At 42.6% G+C, this 18,748-nt stretch carries 19 protein-coding genes and 1 tRNA gene; 6 read left to right on the forward strand and 14 right to left on the reverse strand.

Annotated features, from left to right (window positions below; all coding sequences use genetic code 11):
• The first annotated feature begins 81 nt into the window (after positions 1-81).
• Entirely contained in the window at positions 82-681 is a 600-nt protein-coding gene (locus tag AUJ82_04430) for a transcriptional regulator (protein ID OIO59807.1), read from the forward strand.
• Positions 682-694: 13 nt separating this feature from the next.
• The gene (locus AUJ82_04435) at positions 695-1,126 is read left to right on the forward strand and encodes a hypothetical protein (protein OIO59808.1); all 432 of its coding nucleotides are present in this window, start codon (positions 695-697) and stop codon (positions 1,124-1,126) included.
• Between the two features lie 62 nt (positions 1,127-1,188).
• Here AUJ82_04435 and AUJ82_04440 read toward each other — a convergent pair.
• Positions 1,189-1,265, reverse strand: a tRNA-Met gene (locus tag AUJ82_04440).
• A 396-nt stretch (positions 1,266-1,661) separates the two neighbouring features.
• Positions 1,662-2,696, reverse strand: coding sequence for a tRNA (adenosine(37)-N6)-threonylcarbamoyltransferase complex transferase subunit TsaD (locus tag AUJ82_04445; protein OIO59809.1), 1,035 nt, complete (start codon positions 2,694-2,696; stop codon positions 1,662-1,664).
• Positions 2,697-2,844: 148 nt separating this feature from the next.
• Here AUJ82_04445 and AUJ82_04450 point away from each other — a divergent pair, with 148 nt between their 5' ends.
• Together AUJ82_04450 and AUJ82_04455 are read left to right on the forward strand one after the other, a co-directional pair.
• Complete coding sequence (locus AUJ82_04450; GenBank protein OIO59810.1) at positions 2,845-3,225, forward strand: glycine cleavage system protein H; 381 nt, start codon at positions 2,845-2,847, stop codon at positions 3,223-3,225.
• An 86-nt stretch (positions 3,226-3,311) separates the two neighbouring features.
• Positions 3,312-3,551, forward strand: coding sequence for a hypothetical protein (locus AUJ82_04455; protein ID OIO59896.1), 240 nt, complete (start codon positions 3,312-3,314; stop codon positions 3,549-3,551).
• Positions 3,552-3,617: 66 nt separating this feature from the next.
• On the opposite strand, the gene AUJ82_04460 is transcribed toward AUJ82_04455, so the two are convergent.
• Positions 3,618-4,364 carry a twin arginine-targeting protein translocase TatC gene (locus AUJ82_04460; protein ID OIO59897.1) on the reverse strand — a complete coding sequence of 249 codons (747 nt, stop codon included), beginning with the start codon at positions 4,362-4,364 and terminating at the stop codon, positions 3,618-3,620.
• 170 nt (positions 4,365-4,534) lie between these two features.
• Between AUJ82_04460 and AUJ82_04465 the strand changes: the two genes are divergently transcribed.
• Entirely contained in the window at positions 4,535-7,297 is a 2,763-nt protein-coding gene (locus AUJ82_04465; GenBank protein ID OIO59811.1) for a pyruvate, phosphate dikinase, read from the forward strand.
• An 82-nt stretch (positions 7,298-7,379) separates the two neighbouring features.
• Positions 7,380-8,660, forward strand: coding sequence for a GTPase HflX (locus AUJ82_04470; protein OIO59812.1), 1,281 nt, complete (start codon positions 7,380-7,382; stop codon positions 8,658-8,660).
• A gap of 27 nt (positions 8,661-8,687) precedes the next feature.
• Here the strand turns inward: AUJ82_04470 and AUJ82_04475 are convergent, their stop codons facing one another.
• From AUJ82_04475 to AUJ82_04525, 11 genes are all read right to left on the reverse strand, one after another.
• Positions 8,688-9,020 carry a glutaredoxin gene (locus AUJ82_04475; GenBank protein OIO59813.1) on the reverse strand — a complete coding sequence of 111 codons (333 nt, stop codon included), beginning with the start codon at positions 9,018-9,020 and terminating at the stop codon, positions 8,688-8,690.
• A gap of 53 nt (positions 9,021-9,073) precedes the next feature.
• Entirely contained in the window at positions 9,074-9,472 is a 399-nt protein-coding gene (locus AUJ82_04480) for a hypothetical protein (protein OIO59814.1), read from the reverse strand.
• A 76-nt stretch (positions 9,473-9,548) separates the two neighbouring features.
• Positions 9,549-10,766 (reverse strand): flavoprotein, encoded by a 1,218-nt coding sequence (locus AUJ82_04485; protein OIO59815.1) that lies wholly within the window; start codon positions 10,764-10,766, stop codon positions 9,549-9,551.
• 12 nt (positions 10,767-10,778) lie between these two features.
• Positions 10,779-11,561, reverse strand: coding sequence for a tryptophan synthase subunit alpha (locus AUJ82_04490; GenBank protein OIO59816.1), 783 nt, complete (start codon positions 11,559-11,561; stop codon positions 10,779-10,781).
• Positions 11,562-11,572: 11 nt separating this feature from the next.
• On the reverse strand, positions 11,573-12,739 hold the full coding sequence (locus tag AUJ82_04495; GenBank protein ID OIO59817.1) for a tryptophan synthase subunit beta: 1,167 nt from the start codon (positions 12,737-12,739) through the stop codon (positions 11,573-11,575).
• On the reverse strand, positions 12,736-13,362 hold the full coding sequence (locus AUJ82_04500) for a hypothetical protein (GenBank protein OIO59818.1): 627 nt from the start codon (positions 13,360-13,362) through the stop codon (positions 12,736-12,738). The genes AUJ82_04495 and AUJ82_04500 overlap by 4 nt, the downstream gene beginning before the upstream one ends.
• A complete protein-coding gene (locus tag AUJ82_04505) occupies positions 13,359-14,150 on the reverse strand; it encodes a hypothetical protein (GenBank protein ID OIO59819.1) in 792 nt (263 codons plus the stop codon). The genes AUJ82_04500 and AUJ82_04505 overlap by 4 nt, the downstream gene beginning before the upstream one ends.
• A complete protein-coding gene (locus AUJ82_04510) occupies positions 14,147-15,169 on the reverse strand; it encodes an anthranilate phosphoribosyltransferase (GenBank protein OIO59820.1) in 1,023 nt (340 codons plus the stop codon). The genes AUJ82_04505 and AUJ82_04510 overlap by 4 nt, the downstream gene beginning before the upstream one ends.
• On the reverse strand, positions 15,159-16,520 hold the full coding sequence (locus AUJ82_04515) for a hypothetical protein (protein OIO59821.1): 1,362 nt from the start codon (positions 16,518-16,520) through the stop codon (positions 15,159-15,161). The genes AUJ82_04510 and AUJ82_04515 overlap by 11 nt, the downstream gene beginning before the upstream one ends.
• Positions 16,510-17,085, reverse strand: a complete 576-nt coding sequence (locus AUJ82_04520) for an anthranilate/aminodeoxychorismate synthase component II (GenBank protein OIO59822.1) — start codon at positions 17,083-17,085, stop codon at positions 16,510-16,512. Before AUJ82_04520 ends, AUJ82_04515 begins: the two co-directional genes overlap by 11 nt.
• Positions 17,082-18,557: a hypothetical protein gene (locus tag AUJ82_04525; GenBank protein OIO59823.1), complete on the reverse strand. Its 1,476-nt coding sequence runs from the start codon at positions 18,555-18,557 to the stop codon at positions 17,082-17,084. Before AUJ82_04525 ends, AUJ82_04520 begins: the two co-directional genes overlap by 4 nt.
• Positions 18,558-18,748 lie beyond the last annotated feature (191 nt).

Below are 18,748 nucleotides of genomic sequence, written 5' to 3' on the forward strand. Positions count from 1 at the left end.
AAAACGAAACATTGTTTTCCGTTTTTGCTTGAAATATATACAAAAGGTATGCATGTATTTATATATGATGACCTTTTATATATGAACGACTTGAAAGACAAAATCTTAAAGTATATTAAAAAAAGAAAAATCGTCAGGAGAAGGGATCTCAAGGAAATTGGCGCGCCTCCTTACTACCTCAATCTATTGGAAAGCGAAGGAAAGGTGCAAAAACTGGGTCGTGGGCTCTATTGCTCCAATGATTACGAATTTGATGAAAAACAGAGTTATATAGAAATCTGCAAACGAGTCCCGCATGGCGTAATTTGCCTTCTTTCCGCTCTCACTTTTTACGAAATCACGACACAGAACCCTTACCAGATCTGGGTTGCCGTAGATCGTAAGGCGAAACCCCCTAAACTCGATTACCCACCTATTCGCGCTTTTCAATTCTCGGGAAAAGCCTTTACTGAAGGGGTTGAGAAAATCAAAAGACAGGGTACGGAAATCAAAGTATACTGCCCGGCTAAAACGGTTGCCGACTGTTTTAAATATAGAAACAAAATCGGGATAGATGTCGCCATTGAAGCTCTCCGGGATACTTGGCGACGGAAGCTGCTTACCTTAAAGGAACTCAATTATTACGCCAAGATATGCCGCGTCCAAAAGGTAATGAAGCCTTATGTTGAGTCATTGATTTAACCGCCAACGTTTGATGAAAAACCTACCCCTATCTATACTGAACAAACTTCGAAATATAGCAAAAAACAGAGGAGAGGATTCCGAAACACTGCTATATAGATATGTTGTCGAAAGATTTCTATACCGTTTGAGCATTTCAGAATACAAGGATAAGTTTTTCCTAAAAGGTGCCTTCCTCTTTACGATCTGGGATAACGAGCCTCATAGACCCACCCGCGATATCGATTTTTCGGGAAACATACCTAATCAAATCGAAACATTGAAAGAGATACTTAAAAATATTTGTGCTATCCCGTATCCCGAGGATGGTCTGGCTTTTGACCTCGATTCTACAGAAGGCGAGATCATCAGAGAAGGTCAAAGTTATGGTGGCGTACGACTAAAGCAAATTGTCTCACTGAATTCTTTTCTTACTCCAGTGATAAATGCTTTGAAAAAAGCTTGATGAACAATTAATAAGGCCTACCCCATAAAAAAATCGTTTTAGTAAAAAACGATCTTAAAAATTGGGTGCAGGGCCCGGATTTGAACCGGGGACCTTCAGGTTATGAGCCTGACGAGCTACCAGGCTGCTCCACCCTGCATCAACTTGATTGAGTCAGTATAGTAGGATCACCTCATCTTTTTTGCAAGCTTTTTTATTAAAAAAATTAACTTTTCAAAAACCTTCGCCCTAATAACGCCCCAGAACATAGCTGTCCTATCTCCTCTCACCTCAAAAAGTAAACAAAAGAGCACTCCTTTCCTTATTAAAGTTTAGTCCATTAACCTTTAATAAGGAATCGACTGTTTGTTCCAGGTGGAACAAACTCCCTCCATTAAAGCGAACTTATACTGAAGAATTTCCGACAAAATAACGAATTTAAACCGCACTCCGGAACGCCACTTATGTCGAAATTAAATCACAAAAAAAGATGACTAAACCAAGGAAATAGCGAGATTATTCATAACCGGAAACCCACCCAATTTTCCCACTATAATTACAACCGTAATGCCGGATCAAACGAAAGCTTTTCGCTCCCGGCATCAAAACAGCCTTCAGGGTCAATATAGGCAGCAAACGCGATCATACCGGCGTTATCTCCCGTATGCTGCGGTTTGGCAATAAAGGGCTTTGCCTGCCTCTCCCTAGCAATTTCAGAAAAGCGTTCCCGCAACACCTTATTATTCGCTACACCACCGGAAAGGCCTGCGCTCGCATACTTCTTTTCACTCAAGAACCATTCCAGCTTCCAGCAGAGCTGATCCATAACTGCCGCCTGGTAGCTGGCACACAGATCGTTTAAATTCCCAGAAAGCTCATTATCACTCATCTTTTCAAGGACATAACGCAGGCTCGTCTTGAGCCCGGAAAAGCTAAAGCGGCCGTCCTTGCTCTTTCCTAAAGCCCTCGGGAAGTCAAAGGCTTCTCTATTGCCGTTTTTCGCCTTTTTCTCAATAAGCGCCCCTCCAGGGTACGGCATACCGAGGAGTTTAGCCCCTTTATCTAAAGCTTCTCCCGCCGCATCATCAATTGTTTCCGCTAAAATAGTGATCTCGCCGTTCTCACACAGCTCAAAGATAATTGTATTGCCGCCTGAAACGATCATGCCTAAATGAGGCAAAAGGGCTTTGTATTCGGCCATAAAAGCCTCAGGGTCGGCCTCAAACAGCTCAATAAAGGGCGAAAAGGCGTGTCCCCTCAAATGGTTTACTCCAACAACCGGCACTCCCCATGCCAATGATAATGCCCTTGCCATTGCGATTCCGAGCGCCAAACACCCAGCTAGCCCTGGTCCATACGTAACAGCAATCTTATCGACTCTTGCATCCCCATCAGACAGCACCTTCAATGGTGATTCCATTAGGCGAGGCAGGTTATTAAGATGCTCACGAGATGCAAGCGCGGGCACAACGCCGCCATACTCACTATGCAGGGCAAGTTGGCTATGTATCCATTCCCCTAAAAACCCCTTAGCCGGGTCCAGTAAAGCAAGCGCAGACTCGTCGCACGAACTCTCAATCGCCAAAATCATTGCCGGTAATCATCCAATAATTCACCTTTTAAAGCAATTTTTTAATTCAAACCACCCCCACCCCAGCCCCAAGGCCACTAAACTTGATTCTTGTTCTTTTCCCATTTTACTGAAATAGTATTCTCCAATATTAATCAATTTATTACATATGGCAGAAGTCCCTCAAAACCTGAAATACACTAAGGAACACGAATGGGTGGAGCTTACAGGCGGCAAACAAGCAACCATAGGCATTACCCACCACGCGCAGGAGGCCTTGGGCGACATCACTTTTATAGAACTGCCCTCCATTGGGAAGCATTTCAAAAAGGGCGAGATCTTCGGGGTCGTAGAATCCGTCAAAGCTGCTTCAGACCTATACATGCCCGTAGGCGGAACGGTCGTTGAAGTAAATAAATCCCTCGAAACCGGCCCAGAGCAGGTAAACTCCTCCCCTTACGCCAATGGCTGGATGCTCAAAATCGAAGCAGATAATGAGGCCGAAATCAATGAGCTCCTGTCAGCTAAAGATTACGCAGCGATCATCTAACGCACGCGAGTCGCGCACTGCAGCAAGTATTTACTAACGTTTTTTTCTTTTTGACAAATCAACATTCCAGCACAATGATGTCGTCCATGGACAATAAAAAATTGATCAGTAAGGGTGGTATCTTTTTTGACTTATTGCTTACCGCTGCTTTCTTCGTATTCATGACAACGGTCTGCATTCCCCACGTGCCCGCCCAAACAGAGACTATGCGGCTTATTTTTGGGATCTACGGATCCACTTGTCTCACCGGTGTATTTTGGCTTGCCCTCCAACTATTCCGTGTCACCCGAGTAGACTACGCACGCAGTCGCAAAAACAAGAGTTAAAACAATCTTTAGATTTTAAACAAAAAAAGCCAGCTTATGCCTTAAGTTGGCTTTTTTTTACAATACTTACTCTTCCTCTACAACTCGAGCTCGTTTCCGCTCTATCCGGCGACCAACCAACATAGCCCCCTCATAAAGCAAATAGAGCGGCACAGCCAGTAGCATCAGGCTAAAAGGATCGCTACTTGGGGTGATTAACCCCGCAGCAACCAACACGATCACAATCATATGCCGCCTTATCCGCCTCAATTTATCCGTTGAAAGGATCCCTAATTGAATGAGTAACAAGAGCGCAAGCGGAAACTCGAAACAAAAACCCACGCCGAGCGTCATCCAGACTACCATACTATAGTATGTTGACGCTGACCAAATAAGTTGAAAACCAACAATTTCATTTAAGTGTATCGCAACAGCCAGCGATGCCGGTATAATATAAAAATAGCTAAAACCAGCTCCTACTAGAAATAAACAAATAATAGCGATACTTCCAGGAACGATGAGCGATTTCTCCTCTCGCCGCAACCCAGGGTTAATGTATTTAGCAATAAAATAGAGCATTACAGGCAGTGAAATGGTCAGCCCGCCCAGAAGGCATATTTGGATAATAACGGAAAAAATACCCATTGGACTGGTCGTCACAAGCCCCTGCAGTAGGGGCGTACCTCCGGTACCTATCGCTTTGTTAAGCGGGTACAATAACAATTTTGCAAAATAGGGAAAAAACGAACCTACGATAACACACCCTACAATGAAGGCTAAGCAACAACGAACAATCAGCCAGCGAAGTTCCTCAAGATGATCCAGTATGGACATCGCCTTCCCTTGAGGGACATTTTCAACCTCATTTAACTCATCTTCTCTTGGATACTGTAGTGAATTATTCATGTTCTCGATTGACACTAGGGTCTAAAGTTACTTTGATAATTTAATTATTTTTGGACCCCCCATATTAACTATTCAAAGACTATACTGGAAAATAAAGTATGCCAGCTAAAACAAATAAAAAGAGACCTACCCCAAAAAAAGTAGCGCCTAGAGCAAAGACAAAACGGAATGCCAAGCATATTTATGCATTTGGCAAGAAAACAGACGGTAATGCTACCATGAAGGCATTACTTGGAGGCAAAGGCGCGAATTTAGCGGAAATGGCCTTGATCAAACTTCCCGTTCCCCCAGGATTTACGATCACAACGGAGGTATGCAGTTACTACACCCAAAACAAATCTCAATTCCCTGCCGGTTTTCAAGCCGAATTAAAAAAATCCTTAACTGACATAGAAAAACAGCAAGGTAAAAAATTTGGAGACGCAAAAGATCCATTATTATTTTCAGTCCGTTCCGGCGCAAGAGATTCCATGCCGGGCATGATGGACACTATTTTGAACTTAGGCTTAAATGATAAGACAGTAATAGGGCTCGCTAAAATCACAGACAACCCAAGATTTGCGTACGATTGCTATCGCCGCTTTATACAAATGTACGGCGATGTTGTCATGGGCGTGCAGCCTCGAAATGAAGACGAGCATGAACCATTCGATGAAATCATGACGGCTCTCAAAGAAGAGAAAAAAATCAAAAACGACCATGAGTTGACTCCCGAAGACCTACAGGAGCTCATCAAGCGCTTCAAGGCACTCATTAAGCAACGCACTAAAAAAAGCTTCCCGCAAGATGTTCATGAACAATTAATTGGAGCAATTGCTGCCGTATTTGGCTCATGGAACAACGAGCGTGCCTTTATCTACCGCCAAAAATACAGTATTCCACATGCGTGGGGCACTGCTGTAAACGTACAAACGATGGTTTTCGGCAATATGGGCAATGATAGCGCAACCGGTGTTGCTTTCACTCGCGATCCCGCTAATGGCGAAAATATCTTTTACGGCGAATACTTAATCAACGCCCAAGGCGAAGACGTTGTCGCTGGCGTGCGTACACCAAAGCCAATTGAAGAACTAAAGCAAGACATGCCACATGCCCATAAAGAGCTAGAAAAAGTTCGTAAGACCTTGGAAAAGCACTTTAAAGACATGCAGGATTTCGAATTTACCATTGAGCGTGATCATCTTTATATTTTGCAAACAAGAAATGGTAAGCGTACCGGCTTGGCGGCCGTTCGGATTGCCGTTGAGATGGTAACTGAGCGTTTAATCAATTCAAAAGCTGCCATTAAACGGATACCTGCTGAATCCATTGCTTCTCTGCTTGTTCCTGTTTTCGATGAAAAAACAAGAAAGAGTGCTAATTGCATTGGTACCGGCTTACCTGCTGGCCCTGGAGCTGCTACGGGTAAAATTGTATTCTCTGCGAGTGCTGCAGAGCGCCTGGCTCGCGATGGCGTAAAAGTAATCCTATGCCGCCATGAGACATCTCCCGAAGACATTCGCGGCATGCTTGCGGCTGAAGGCATATTGACATCTCGAGGTGGCGTAAGCTCTCACGCAGCTCTTGTAGCTCGCCAGATGGGTACAGTTTGCGTTTGTGGAGCCCATGATATTTCAATCAATTACCAAAAGCGCACCCTATCAACTCAAGGCATTACCTTACGAGAAGGAGACGATATATCTATTGATGGCACAACAGGTGAAGTGTTTGCAGGGCACCTGGAAACCGCACCCTCTGAAGTAACTCAAGTCTTGGCAGGAAATCTTAAACCGCAAAAGAGCCAAACATACCAGTACTTCAAGCAAATCATGGACTGGTCTGACAAATTCCGTAAAATGAGCATACGTACAAATGCTGATACTCCAGAACAAAGTACAATGGCTGTGGCTCTCGGAGCTGAGGGGATAGGCCTTTGTCGTACGGAACATATGTTCTTTGATGGCGAGCGAATTAACTTTATGCGCGAAATGATTCTTGCGAGAGATGAGTTTGAACGCCGCAATGCGTTAAAGAAACTGCTTCCTTTGCAGCGCAATGATTTTGTCGGCATTCTTAAAGCTATGAAAGGTCGTCCGGTCACAATCCGCCTACTAGATCCTCCCTTACACGAATTCTTACCACAAGACGATGCTTCAAGACGAAGGATTGCTGACAGCCTTGGCGTTACCGCAGATCTTATTTCTGATCGCATTAAAGGCCTACATGAACAAAATCCGATGTTGGGCCATAGGGGCTGTCGTTTGGGCATCAGCTATCCCGAAATCACTGAAATGCAAGTTCGTGCAATCTTTGAAGCGGCCGCTCTCGTACAAAAAGGCAAAAAAAGCGCCACTGTTGATGTTGAAATCATGGTGCCTCTCGTAGGCTATGCGGATGAACTCAAGCACCAAGCCAAATTGATTCATCGTGTTGCTGAAGAAGTGATGAAGAGTAAAAAGGTGAAAATTAAATATATTGTTGGCACGATGATTGAACTACCCCGTGCTGCGCTACGTGCGGATCAAATAGCCGAACATGCTGAATTCTTTAGCTTTGGAACAAATGACCTGACACAAACCACCCTGGGGATGAGTCGTGATGACTCAGGTTCCTTCCTACCCCATTACAAAGAATTGGACATCATTGGACAAAATCCGTTTGCAACAATCGATAAAGATGGTGTTGGCCAGTTAGTTGAGATGGCGGTTGAGCGTGGCCGTAAACAGCGGAAGAACATTAAACTTGGTATCTGTGGAGAACACGGAGGAGATCCAGATTCTATTCAATTCTTCTATAAATCCGGCTTGAATTACGTAAGTTGCTCACCTCCAAGAGTTCCAGTAGCTCGTCTTGCAGCCGCACAAGCAGCCCTTGCTAGTTAATGATTAAGAATTACATGGGGAACTTTACTTCTTCAATCACCTCGAAGCCTTCCGGTAATTTACTGGAAGGCTTTCCCCTTTTATGAAAGAAACCTCACCTACAGAAATCCCTCAAGAGCGCGCACTCCTTGTTGGCATTGAATGCTTAATGGAAAAATCGCTTTTTTCAGATACAAAAGAACTGTTATTAGAATTAGAAGAATTGGTGAGCAATCTGGATATCGTCGTCCAAGATAAGATAATTGCCAAAATACAGAAGCCGCACGCCAATCTTTTCCTAGGTTCAGGCAAAGCGGAGGAAATCATCGAACTTGCGAAAGAACTTAATTGTTCTATGATTATCTTCGATAACAAGCTTTCTCCCGTACAACAACGCAATTGGGAAAAGCTTAGCGGATTGACGGTCATTGATCGACACGAAGTCATCTTAGAGATTTTTGCCCAACGAGCTCAAACCAAAGAAGCCGTCCTTCAAGTGGAATTAGCCCAAATGGAGTATGCATTGCCTCGCCTTAAACGTGCCTGGACACACCTAAGCCGTCAACGAGGTGGTGGCGCAGCCCAACGCGATGTTGGTGAAAAGCAAATTGAACTCGACAAGCGGATGATACGAGATCGCATTTCTCAATTAAAAAAAGATTTGCGAGACGTTATTCAGCACAGGCAAACACAGCGCAAGAAAAGAATGCGAATCCCCTTCCCAAGCGCAGCCATTGTGGGTTACACGAATGCTGGAAAATCTTCGCTCCTTAATTTACTGACTCAGTCTAAAATTTTGGCTGAAGACAAGTTATTTGCCACGCTTGATCCAACTACGCGGAGACTACAACTACCTTCCGGCCAAATTCTACTATTAACCGATACCGTAGGTTTCATCAGAAACCTGCCTCATGGATTAGTCGATGCCTTTAAAGCAACATTAGAAGAAGCTTTGGTTGCAGATTTTTTGATGATCGTTGTGGATGCTTCTAATCCAAGTTTTGAGCAGCACCTTAAAACAACACACAAAGTCCTTGAGGAACTTCACGCAAAAGATAAGCCAATGCTAATTGTCTTCAATAAGATCGATTTATTAGAAGATGATCTTTCGTTAAAAACGATTAAGGCAACCTACCCCAAGGCTTGCTTTATGAGTGTCAAAACAACTGAAGGCGTGGAACAATTGCTTTCCATGATGGAGATCCAGTTAGAAAAACAAATTCGGGTCATGAAGCTTTTAATCCCTCACAATCGGTATGACATTATTCACGAACTCCACCAAATGGGAGGAATAAAAAAAGAAGAACCCCTTGATGAAGGGGTCTTCGTGATAGGGAACATCCCTGAAAAACTAGTATCTCTCGTTAAAGAGTTTGAGATTTAAAACCTTACTGAAGAAGTCTTAGAATGCTCAAAAGTGGCGTAATGTTTGCGACACATCGGGCTTTTGTTCGTGTGCGCAGGGCTTATTAATCGGCACTTCCGGCTCTACACTGTTCGGCTTGATAAGGCCTTTACTTAACATATATTGCTCCACTTCTTCGCCACTAATGTCCGGTAACATAACACCCTCAACAATCACACAAGGTGACAAGTTTTGCCCAGATTTCTGAACCATCTCCATGTAATAATTCGGATTATTAATAATATCCTTATCCTCGTATTGCAGGCCATATTTTTTAAAGATAGCCCTTACGCCATTACTCCATCCACAGGAAGGTTTTAAATATGCAATAATTTCCATAGTACTACAAGATAGTCCAAGTTTACTGAATTGGCAACTCCGGAAAGAGGGAATTATAAGAACCTTCTTATCCTTGCAATAACCGTATACACACACTCAGCAAGAATCGCAAAAAATCGATTTTTTTCGTACAACTTGTACCATTTTCGGTATTTAGGCTGTTCGGACAAGACTTTTAGGACCGCATGGGCTCCCGTATAAAGGTTATTATTTTCATCAAGCAAGTGAATCTTATGCCTGAGCGCCTTCGCCTCTATAGGGATCCCTAAAGCACTAGCCTGATTGATGGGTATATAATCGATGGACACATTTTTAGATGCCACCGATTCCTGCACTTGCTCTTTTATATAACATACTCCACGTTGGCAAAATTTACAGTCACTATCGTAAATCAACTTAAAATGCCTTGATTTCGCAGAATATGTGGAGCCAGGTTGTTCATTATTCTCCATAAAAATACAATAAGATTACCTAAAACCAATATACCCCGAAAAGAGACGTCCCTCAAGCAAACAAGCTGAATATCAATCACATCGAATTGCCTGCTATCCAACTACACGTCCAAGCAGCCTGAAAATTAAAGCCGCCGGTAATACCATCAATATCGAGAACCTCCCCAGCCAAGAAAAGCCCCGGGCAAATCTTGCTCTCCATCGTCTTAAAATTCACCTCTTTCAATGCGATGCCCCCGCAGGTAACAAACTCATCTTTGTTTGTGCTTTTTCCAACAACGGAATACGTGGCCTCAGTCAACACACTTACTAAAGATTCGAAGGCTTGCTGCGAGACTTTTTCCCATGGCTTGTCATCTGGGATCTGGGCAGCTTGTACCATTTTCTCCCAAAACCGTTTAGGTATTTCGAGGATGGGATGTTTTGACACTTGTTTTTTCTTAAACTCAGCCTTTGCATCTAGCATAGCTTGTGTCAGTTGCTCCTTACTATATTGGGCAAGGAAATTTATTTTTAGCTCGAATTCGTAATTTTTATCATAAAGAATTCTCGCTCCCCAGGCTGACAATTTAAGCACTGCCGGGCCACTCATCCCCCAATGCGTTATCAACAAAGGGCCTTTTGCCTTAAGCGGTGTACCTGGAACAGAAACAATTGCGTCCGGAAAGGAGATGCCGGCTAAACCCTCAATACGGGGATCCTTAATATTAAAAGTAAACAGTGAGGGTACAGGCTCATTAATCGTGTGGCCAAGCGATTGGGCTAACTGGAAGCCGCTGGCTGACTGCCCCCCTCCGGTAGCCAAAAGAATTTTATCCGCCAACAATACTTCGCCAGTCGATAATACAACATGGAAAGCCCCCGTCTCCAAAACTTCAATGGTGTTAACCGCGATTTTGGTTAAAATTTTTATGCCTAGCCGTTTCGATAACGCCATGAAACAATCTATGATTGTTTGAGAGTCATCCGTTACTGGAAACATCCGGCCATCTGCCTCTGTCTTCAAAACGACTCCTTGAGCATCCAGCCACTTAATCATATCTCTGGGTTGAAAGCGATTAAAGGGCCCAAGTAATTCTTTACGCCCACGGGGGTAATTCTCGACTAACACCTTAGGATCAAAGCAGTTATGCGTTACATTACATCTACCCCCACCTGATATACTCACTTTTGTTAAGAGCCTGGGAGATTTTTCAATGATCGTTATCTCAGCCTCAGGGTTAGCCTGCGCGGCATTTATAGCGCCAAAAAAGCCGGCTGCTCCGCCTCCTATAATGACAATTTGTTTGGACATATTTATGTGCCACTATATACGGAGAGACTTGGCTCTTTCGAGGAAATTCGCCTGAGCAGTGGTTTTGTCTCCATCTCTCAAACAATCCACCAAAGCACTACCCACCACATACCCTTCTGCCATACCAGCAATTAATGCCACCTGTTCCTTTGATGAAATCCCGAAACCAACTGCTACTGGAATATCGGTGACTCTTTTAATTGCTGCAACCTCCGAAGCCAAGCTTGAAGAAAGTTCAGTCTGCGATCCTGTAACCCCCTTTCGGGAAATGTAGTATATAAAGTCAGGGTTTTGATCACAAATAAGATTCAACCTGTCTGTTGTAGTGGTTGGCGACACTAAAAGGATAATTCCTATTCCATGATTCTTCAATATTTGTACCATTTCTTGGGACTCCTCTGCAGGAAGATCGACCAACAAAACAGAGTTAATCCCAGCTTCTGCACATAGCTTGGCAAACTTTTCTTGACCTAGTTGAATAATAGGATTCAGGTAACTAAACAAAACCAAAGGTATATGGCATCCCCCTGTTCTCAATTTTTTCACCAACGCAATGCAGTCCAGCAATGTGACATTATTTTTCAACGCTCGCTCATAAGATTGAGCAATCGTTGGGCCATCCGCAACCGGATCTGAAAATGGAACTCCTAGTTCGATAATATCGGCGCCCAATTTATCAAGCTCTACGATCAAGCGCATTGTTGTTTCCATATCCTGATCTCCCGCTGGTACAAAAGGTATATAAGCAGCACGATGGGAATTGAGATATTTATTGAGTATTTGTCGTATCTTCATCTTTAAGTTTGTTAAATAATTTTTGCATACGTTTCCATGTCTTTGTCACCACGACCCGAAACATTCACCACGATAATATCACTGGTGTTCGTTTCTGGAGCGCGTTGTATGAGATATGCCAGTGCGTGCGCACTTTCCAAAGCTGGCAAAATACCTTCTAAACGAGAAACCAATCTAGCCGCCTCTAAAGCTTCTAGATCACTCACATGCGTGTACCGCACTCGAGAAAGATCACGCAAATAAGCATGCTCCGGCCCAACACCAGGATAGTCCAATCCCGCTGCAATGCTGCTGGTCTCTTCTATCTGGCCATACTCATCTTGTAAAAGATAGGTTGTTGTTCCTTGAAATACCCCAATCGATCCGCTTAAAAAGCGAGCTGCGTGTTGACCAAGCTCCATCCCCTGGCCTCCAGCTTCCACTCCGGTCATGCGGACAGTCTCATCATTCAGAAATGGGTAAAAAAGCCCAATTGCATTACTACCGCCACCTACGCAGGCTATCAATTCTGAGGGAAGTATCCCGCACTGATCCAAAATTTGTTGCCTCGTTTCATTACCAATAATTTTCTGAAAATCTCGAACCATAGATGGGTAAGGATGAGGGCCAAGAGCTGACCCTAAGAGATAATAACTATCATCGATGCGTGAAACCCAATCACGCATGGCTTCGCTTACCGCATCCTTCAGTGTTCGACTTCCTGTTTTTACAGGCACAACCTCCGCACCCAAGAACTTCATGCGAGCTACATTCAGCGCTTGGCGGTGTGTATCAAGCTCACCCATATACACAGTACATTTTAACCCCAATAGTGCCGCTATAGTTGCAGAAGCTACTCCGTGTTGCCCAGCGCCCGTTTCGGCAATAATACGACTTTTTCCCATGCGCTTTGCCAGCAAACCTTGCCCTAATGCATTGTTGATTTTATGAGATCCGGTATGCGTCAAATCTTCACGCTTTAAATAAATTTTAGCTCCTCGCAAGTACTTGGTTAAATTGCTTGCGTGAGTTAAGGGCGTGGGCCTACCTACAAAATCTTTTAGATAAGATCCCAACTCTTTCTGAAAGGCCGCATCATCAATAACATTAAGATAAGCCTTTTCCAATTCAATAAGAGGCGCCATCAACGTTTCAGGAACGAAGCGTCCTCCATATTTTCCAAAATAACCATTTTTCATACAATCTCCTTCTCTTTAAGCACTTCAAAAAACTTCTTGAGCTTTGCAGGGCATTTTCTGCCCGGAAATTGCTCCACTCCACTACAAACATCGATTGCGCTGGGCTTTACGTAATTAATCGCATCTAGGACATTATGAACCGTTAATCCACCGGCAAGAATGATATTAATTTTTTTTGATATTAACGCTGCCAATTCCCAGTTTGCGATTTCACCAGTACCCCCGTAGGCCTTTTCACTAAACGAATCTAATAAAACATAATCTACTATTCCACGAAAACGATATATTTCATTCATATGTATTCTGTCTAAAATTCTAAATGCTTTAATAAAGGGAATACGTATTCCTTCAGCAAATATATCTGACTCTTCACCGTGCAACTGTGCATAATTTATTTTTGTCTCATCAAGAATAGATTTTATACTCTTACTATCTTCATTCACAAATACACCAACCGTAATAACTTTTCCCCGAACAGCCGCTACAATACTAGCCGCAACTTCAGGAGAAACATAACGAGGGCTTTTTTTGTAAAAATTAAACCCCAAAGCCCATGCCCCTAGTTCAACTGCGAGAAAGGCATCCTCTAAATTTGTTATGCCACATATTTTTACAGGAATCATTTCGCCACCTCCTGAATTAATTGAGACAAAGCCTTTCCAGGGAATTCTTCCTTCATAAAATGCGTTCCTATCAAGAATCCTCTATATCCATTCGATTCTAATAACTTAATGCTTTCAGAAGCACCCAAACCGCTTTCACTAACGAGGACTGCGTTATTAGAACAATGTTGTGCGAGCGTGATCGAGGTTTCTATATCGATTTCCAAAGTACTTAAATCCCTATTATTCACGCCAATTAATTGTGCCCCAAGCGAAGCGGCAATTTCGAATTCCTTATCATCATGAACTTCAATCAATGGCGTGAGACCAATTGAAATGGCTTCTTCATATAATAACTTCAGTAATTCGGCATCAAGAAAGGCCACAATCAGAAGTACCGCACTGGCCCCATATATTCTCGCTTGGTATATCTGCTTTAAATCCAGAACAAAATCTTTCATTAAAATTCGAGCATCTGGAAATGCGATACGAACAGCCTTCATATACTCCAAAGATCCCTTAAAATAATCCGGCTCCGTTAATACTGAAAGGGCTGCTGCTCCGTTATCGAGATATTGACGAGCAATATCTACAGGGTCTTTGTAATCTTTAATATGACCACATGATGGGCTCGCAAATTTAATTTCCGCAACAATCGCAACTTCACGGTCAAACGATGCCATAAAATCATTCGGCATAGGTGAGCGTAATGCTAAATCTAACATCTCCGCATTCGAAAGTGAAACAGTTCGAACTCTTGCCTCTGTTGAGGCTCGAACTCTGCTTAAAAAATCATTAGTCATCTTCATTTAATTTTTCTTAACTTATTTAGCAAAGCAATTGTATCTCCTGAATCGATACAATCCGCTGCAATTGAAATTCCCTCAAGGATCGATTTTGCTTTTCCTGAAACAAAGAAGCTTGCGGCCGAATTAAGTAAAACCGCGTCACGATACGCCCCTGGCTTCCCTTTAAATATTGCCTCAATAAGATTTGCATTTTCAATGGCGCTCCCTCCGGAAACTGAATCTTCGGGGTATAACTTCAGTCCGACTTCTTCTGGAGAAATTGTCTTCAGTTCAATTTTGCCTGCATTTAAATGGACATAATCACTCGGTGCGCTAATAGAAAATTCATCCATACCGTCACGCGAATGTACAATGATAGCATTCCGCACGCCAACAGTCCTTAAAATTCCCCCAACTAATGGCAACAACCTCTGTTCATATACACCTATAACTTGATTTTTAACAGCTGCAGGATTCAACAGCGGGCCCATCACATTAAAACAAGTACGTACACCTAGCTCTTGTCTTAACTGAGCGAATTTTCTCAAAACAGGATTAAACGCAGGAGCAAACAGAAACACGCAACCAAATTCTTTTAAAATCATAGCTGCCTTTAGCGGATTCGAGACCATAGATACGCCTAAAGCGTCAAGCACATCGGCGCTTCCACATTTACTGGAAACAGAGCGCCCTCCATGCTTAGCAACTCTTACGCCACCACTAGCCAAAACAAACGCACATGCTGTAGATATATTAAACGTTCCTTTACTATCTCCCCCTGTTCCACATGTATCAATAGCGTCCTCGAATGCCTGGGGTAAAAAGATCATTCTGGAACGCAGTGCATCCTGAAATCCCAAAAGTTCTTCTTCTGTTTCACGTCTTGAATGTATGGCCGCAAAAAAAGCTGCCATTTGAGTTTCAGGAAATTTTTCTCGGCACAAGCTATCCATGATATTCTTCGCTTCTTCTCGAGAAAATGTGTGTTGCGAAACTATTTTTTGGATGCTCTTTTGTAATAAATTTATTTCAGTTCTCATTTTTAAAAACCTCCGAAACAAGAAAGGCTAACTCTAATGCTTGCGAAGCATTTAAACGCGGATCACATAGGCTGTGATAACGTTCTGATAGATCGCTTTCCGTTATACCTGCACTTCCGCCTACGCATTCCGTGACATCTCCCCCAGTCATTTCTATATGCAGACCTCCCGGATGCATTCCTTCGGATCTCACCAGTTGTGAAAATTGTTCGAATTCACTATATATTTTATCAAACGGCCGTGTTTTATAACCATTTGCAGATACATGCGTATTTCCGTGAACAGGGTCGCATACCAAAATGGCAAGCCGTCCTTCTCGCTTCAAAGCCTTCAACAAGGGCAAAAGATGCTTTTCGACCTTCCCTGAACCCATACGCGAAATCAAGGAAACTTTCCCCAATTCACGCTTAGGATCCAAAACATCAAGTAATTCTAGCAGTTCATCCGGCTGCATAGTAGGACCACATTTAATACCCAATGGGTTCTCCAAACCACGAACGAACTCTATATGAGCACCAGCTAAATCGCGTGTACGATCACCAACCCATAGAAAGTGAGCTGAGGTGCAGTAGTTCAGGTCACTTATAGCGTGATATCGAACAAGGGATTCTTCATACGGAAGCAACAAAGCCTCATGACATGTATAGAAATCTATATCCTCTGCAAATGAAATTTGCTTTCCATATACACTTTTCGAGTCTTTCACATATGTAATTGAACGCTTAATACTATTAGCAATTTTTTTATAATTTTCACAGATTGGGCTCTCTTCTAAGAACGATAATAACCATTGATTAACATTCTCCAATTTCGCATATCCACCATGAGAAAGAGATCTCAGGAAATTTAAAGTCGCCGATGAATAAAAATAGGCTTGCAGCATGCGTTCCGGATTCGCCTCTCGCAATGCATCTGTAAACTGCAAGTCATTGACAATATCACCTCGATAACAAGGTAATGTTTCGCATCCCCTATGCTCTACAGGGGAAGACCGCGGCTTAGCAAATTGACCAGCAATTCTCCCCATTTTAACAACGTTTTTTTTACCAGCAAACGTTATTACAAGAGCCATCTGCAATAAAATACGAAAGGTATCTAAAATATGCGATTCGCTGAATTCAGAAAAGCTTTCAGCGCAAGCCCCTCCTTGTAACAAAAAAGCATTACCCAACGCAACTTGAGCTAAATCCTTTTTTAAGCGATCGATCTCATCAAAGTACACAAGTGGCGGATAATTTCTCAAAGTCGCTTCGGCGCTATTAAGCTTATCTTCGTCCATATATACGGGTTGCTGCAGTGCTATCTTTTCCCTCCAGCTTAATGCATTCCATTCTATTGTATTACTGTTCATTTTCGTTCAAAAAATTGATTAAAAGCTTCTTTCCCTCCGTGGTCATAATAGATTCCGGATGAAACTGAACACCCTCTATCGGATATTGCTTGTGCTTAACTCCCATAACAATTCCGTCACTCGTTTCAGCGGTAATGATCAGCTCGTCTGGAATGCTTACTCTATCCAAAATAAGAGAGTGATATCGTGTCGCCTTAAAGGGGCAAGGCAATCCTCTCATACTTCCTCCGTTATTATGATAAATATTGCTTACTTTTCCATGAACCGGCTTTTCAGCACATATAACAGATGCACCGAACACTTGACCAATTGCTTGATACCCTAAACATATTCCTAAAATCGGAATCCTGCTACCTAGCGCCCGTATCACATCCATAGATACACCTGCTTCATTCGGCGTACATGGCCCAGGTGATATAATAATATGGCTCACATTCTTTGAATCAATTTCCTCTACCGAAACTTGATCATTACGCACCACGCGGCACGCTTGGCCTGAAATCTCAGAAACATACTGATAGTATAAATAAGTGAATGAATCGTAGTTATCTATAATGAGTATCATATATTTACCCCTCTCATGGTTGAGTTTTGCTGATTTGCTAGCTTAATCGCTTTAAAAGGGCTCATTGCTTTATTAATAATCTCCTGGTATTCATCCTTTGGATTCGAATCTGCCACAATTCCGCCTCCTGCCTGAATGTGTGCGATCTTATCTCGAACATAAATACTTCTGATCGTAATACAGGAATCAAATTGACCCGAAAATCCTGAAAACAAAACAGCTCCACCGTAGCTACCGCGTGCCGTTTTTTCTAGTTCTGAAATGATTTGCATGGCACGAACTTTCGGAGCTCCGCTTAAGGTCCCTGCTGGGAAACATGATAACATTGCTTCAAAGGGAGTGTATTCATCTGACTTCTCTCCCTGAACGACGCTAACAATATGCATAACGTGGGAAAATTTTTCTATCCCCATAAAGCGATTCATTTTAACAGTTCCTATTTTAGAAACTTTACTCAGATCATTGCGCCCTAAGTCCACTAACATCAAGTGTTCTGCTGTCTCCTTTGCATCGGACAATAGATCTTGTGATAAGCGTTCATCATCTTGAGCATCCCTACCTCTTCGGCGTGTTCCTGCAATGGGATGCGTTTCCAAATACTGACCATCGTAACGCAATAAGGTCTCAGGAGAGGCTCCCATTAAAACCTCTTTTCCTAATTTCAGGTAAAACATGTATGGCGAAGGATTGATCGACTTCAAGTAACTATATATGGCAAGCTCACTGGATGATGCCGGGACGTTAAAGCGTATGGAGTAGACTGCTTGAAATATATCCCCCTGTCGTATGTATTCTTTTATTTTTTCAACTTTTTCACAGTGCTCTCTCTCGTGAACTTCTCCATATGTTTTGAGCTCCTCTTCATCAAACTGTTGTGCACTCACTTCATTCATTAGAAAAGTGGATTCAAGATCTTCCGGGATTTCATTCAACCGTTCAAGTTCAGCTTTCAAAGCTCCTACTGTCGCTATAGTGCTTTCACGACTATTGTCATCAATAACAACGCCTGTAATAATGACTTGCTCGTGGTCATATTCAAAGGTGACCGAAACGGGAAAGAGCATCAATATCGCATCATCCATAGCTACGCTCGATTCAGGCATAGGGATATTTTCAACAAACCGAACACAGTCGTAACCCAAATAACCGACTACTCCGCCGTAGACCGGTTCGCCCCTTAAGCTTTCCATGCGTGAGCTCATTTGGTGTTCGTCAATAAATCGATTCATAGCAACAAGGGGGTCTTCAAATAACTCCTGGCATTCGCCGTTTATTTCCAAATAAACACGACCACACACAATACGGAGTACCTTTGTTGGACTTACCCCTAAAAAGGAATGTGCCTGCCGAGGCGTGTGCACATTCTCCAATAAATATGCTTTATCAGAAAAACTTTCCAAATAGCGAAAAGCACGCAACGACGTTAAATGCTTGAGTGAAAAACTATGTGTAAAAATGTTTTTTGGTTTCATTGTTTATCGAGAGTATTCAAATAAATATCAATAAACTAACCTGCGGTCTTATTAGGCCGATACAAACACAAGAAACGCCTCGAATGAAATGAGTGCTTTTTGAATTTGTCTAGATCGTGTTTTACGTGATATTTTTGAGCAGCTGTGCTGCATGATTAATTTTGCTTAGAGTTTAAATAAAATAACAGAAG

It is taken from the genome of Verrucomicrobia bacterium CG1_02_43_26 (assembly GCA_001872735.1).
In the GTDB taxonomy this organism is placed as follows: Bacteria; Verrucomicrobiota; Verrucomicrobiia; order Opitutales; family CG1-02-43-26; genus CG1-02-43-26.

Coding starts and splice junctions, on each gene's coding strand:
- AUJ82_04430 (OIO59807.1), top strand. CDS start 82: ATGAACGACTTGAAAGACAAAATCTTAAAGTATATTAAAAAAAGAAAA.
- AUJ82_04435 (OIO59808.1), top strand. CDS start 695: ATGAAAAACCTACCCCTATCTATACTGAACAAACTTCGAAATATAGCA.
- AUJ82_04445 (OIO59809.1), bottom strand. CDS start 2,696: ATGATTTTGGCGATTGAGAGTTCGTGCGACGAGTCTGCGCTTGCTTTA.
- AUJ82_04450 (OIO59810.1), top strand. CDS start 2,845: ATGGCAGAAGTCCCTCAAAACCTGAAATACACTAAGGAACACGAATGG.
- AUJ82_04455 (OIO59896.1), top strand. CDS start 3,312: ATGGACAATAAAAAATTGATCAGTAAGGGTGGTATCTTTTTTGACTTA.
- AUJ82_04460 (OIO59897.1), bottom strand. CDS start 4,364: ATGTCCATACTGGATCATCTTGAGGAACTTCGCTGGCTGATTGTTCGT.
- AUJ82_04465 (OIO59811.1), top strand. CDS start 4,535: ATGCCAGCTAAAACAAATAAAAAGAGACCTACCCCAAAAAAAGTAGCG.
- AUJ82_04470 (OIO59812.1), top strand. CDS start 7,380: ATGAAAGAAACCTCACCTACAGAAATCCCTCAAGAGCGCGCACTCCTT.
- AUJ82_04475 (OIO59813.1), bottom strand. CDS start 9,020: ATGGAAATTATTGCATATTTAAAACCTTCCTGTGGATGGAGTAATGGC.
- AUJ82_04480 (OIO59814.1), bottom strand. CDS start 9,472: ATGGAGAATAATGAACAACCTGGCTCCACATATTCTGCGAAATCAAGG.
- AUJ82_04485 (OIO59815.1), bottom strand. CDS start 10,766: ATGTCCAAACAAATTGTCATTATAGGAGGCGGAGCAGCCGGCTTTTTT.
- AUJ82_04490 (OIO59816.1), bottom strand. CDS start 11,561: ATGAAGATACGACAAATACTCAATAAATATCTCAATTCCCATCGTGCT.
- AUJ82_04495 (OIO59817.1), bottom strand. CDS start 12,739: ATGAAAAATGGTTATTTTGGAAAATATGGAGGACGCTTCGTTCCTGAA.
- AUJ82_04500 (OIO59818.1), bottom strand. CDS start 13,362: ATGATTCCTGTAAAAATATGTGGCATAACAAATTTAGAGGATGCCTTT.
- AUJ82_04505 (OIO59819.1), bottom strand. CDS start 14,150: ATGAAGATGACTAATGATTTTTTAAGCAGAGTTCGAGCCTCAACAGAG.
- AUJ82_04510 (OIO59820.1), bottom strand. CDS start 15,169: ATGAGAACTGAAATAAATTTATTACAAAAGAGCATCCAAAAAATAGTT.
- AUJ82_04515 (OIO59821.1), bottom strand. CDS start 16,520: ATGAACAGTAATACAATAGAATGGAATGCATTAAGCTGGAGGGAAAAG.
- AUJ82_04520 (OIO59822.1), bottom strand. CDS start 17,085: ATGATACTCATTATAGATAACTACGATTCATTCACTTATTTATACTAT.
- AUJ82_04525 (OIO59823.1), bottom strand. CDS start 18,557: ATGAAACCAAAAAACATTTTTACACATAGTTTTTCACTCAAGCATTTA.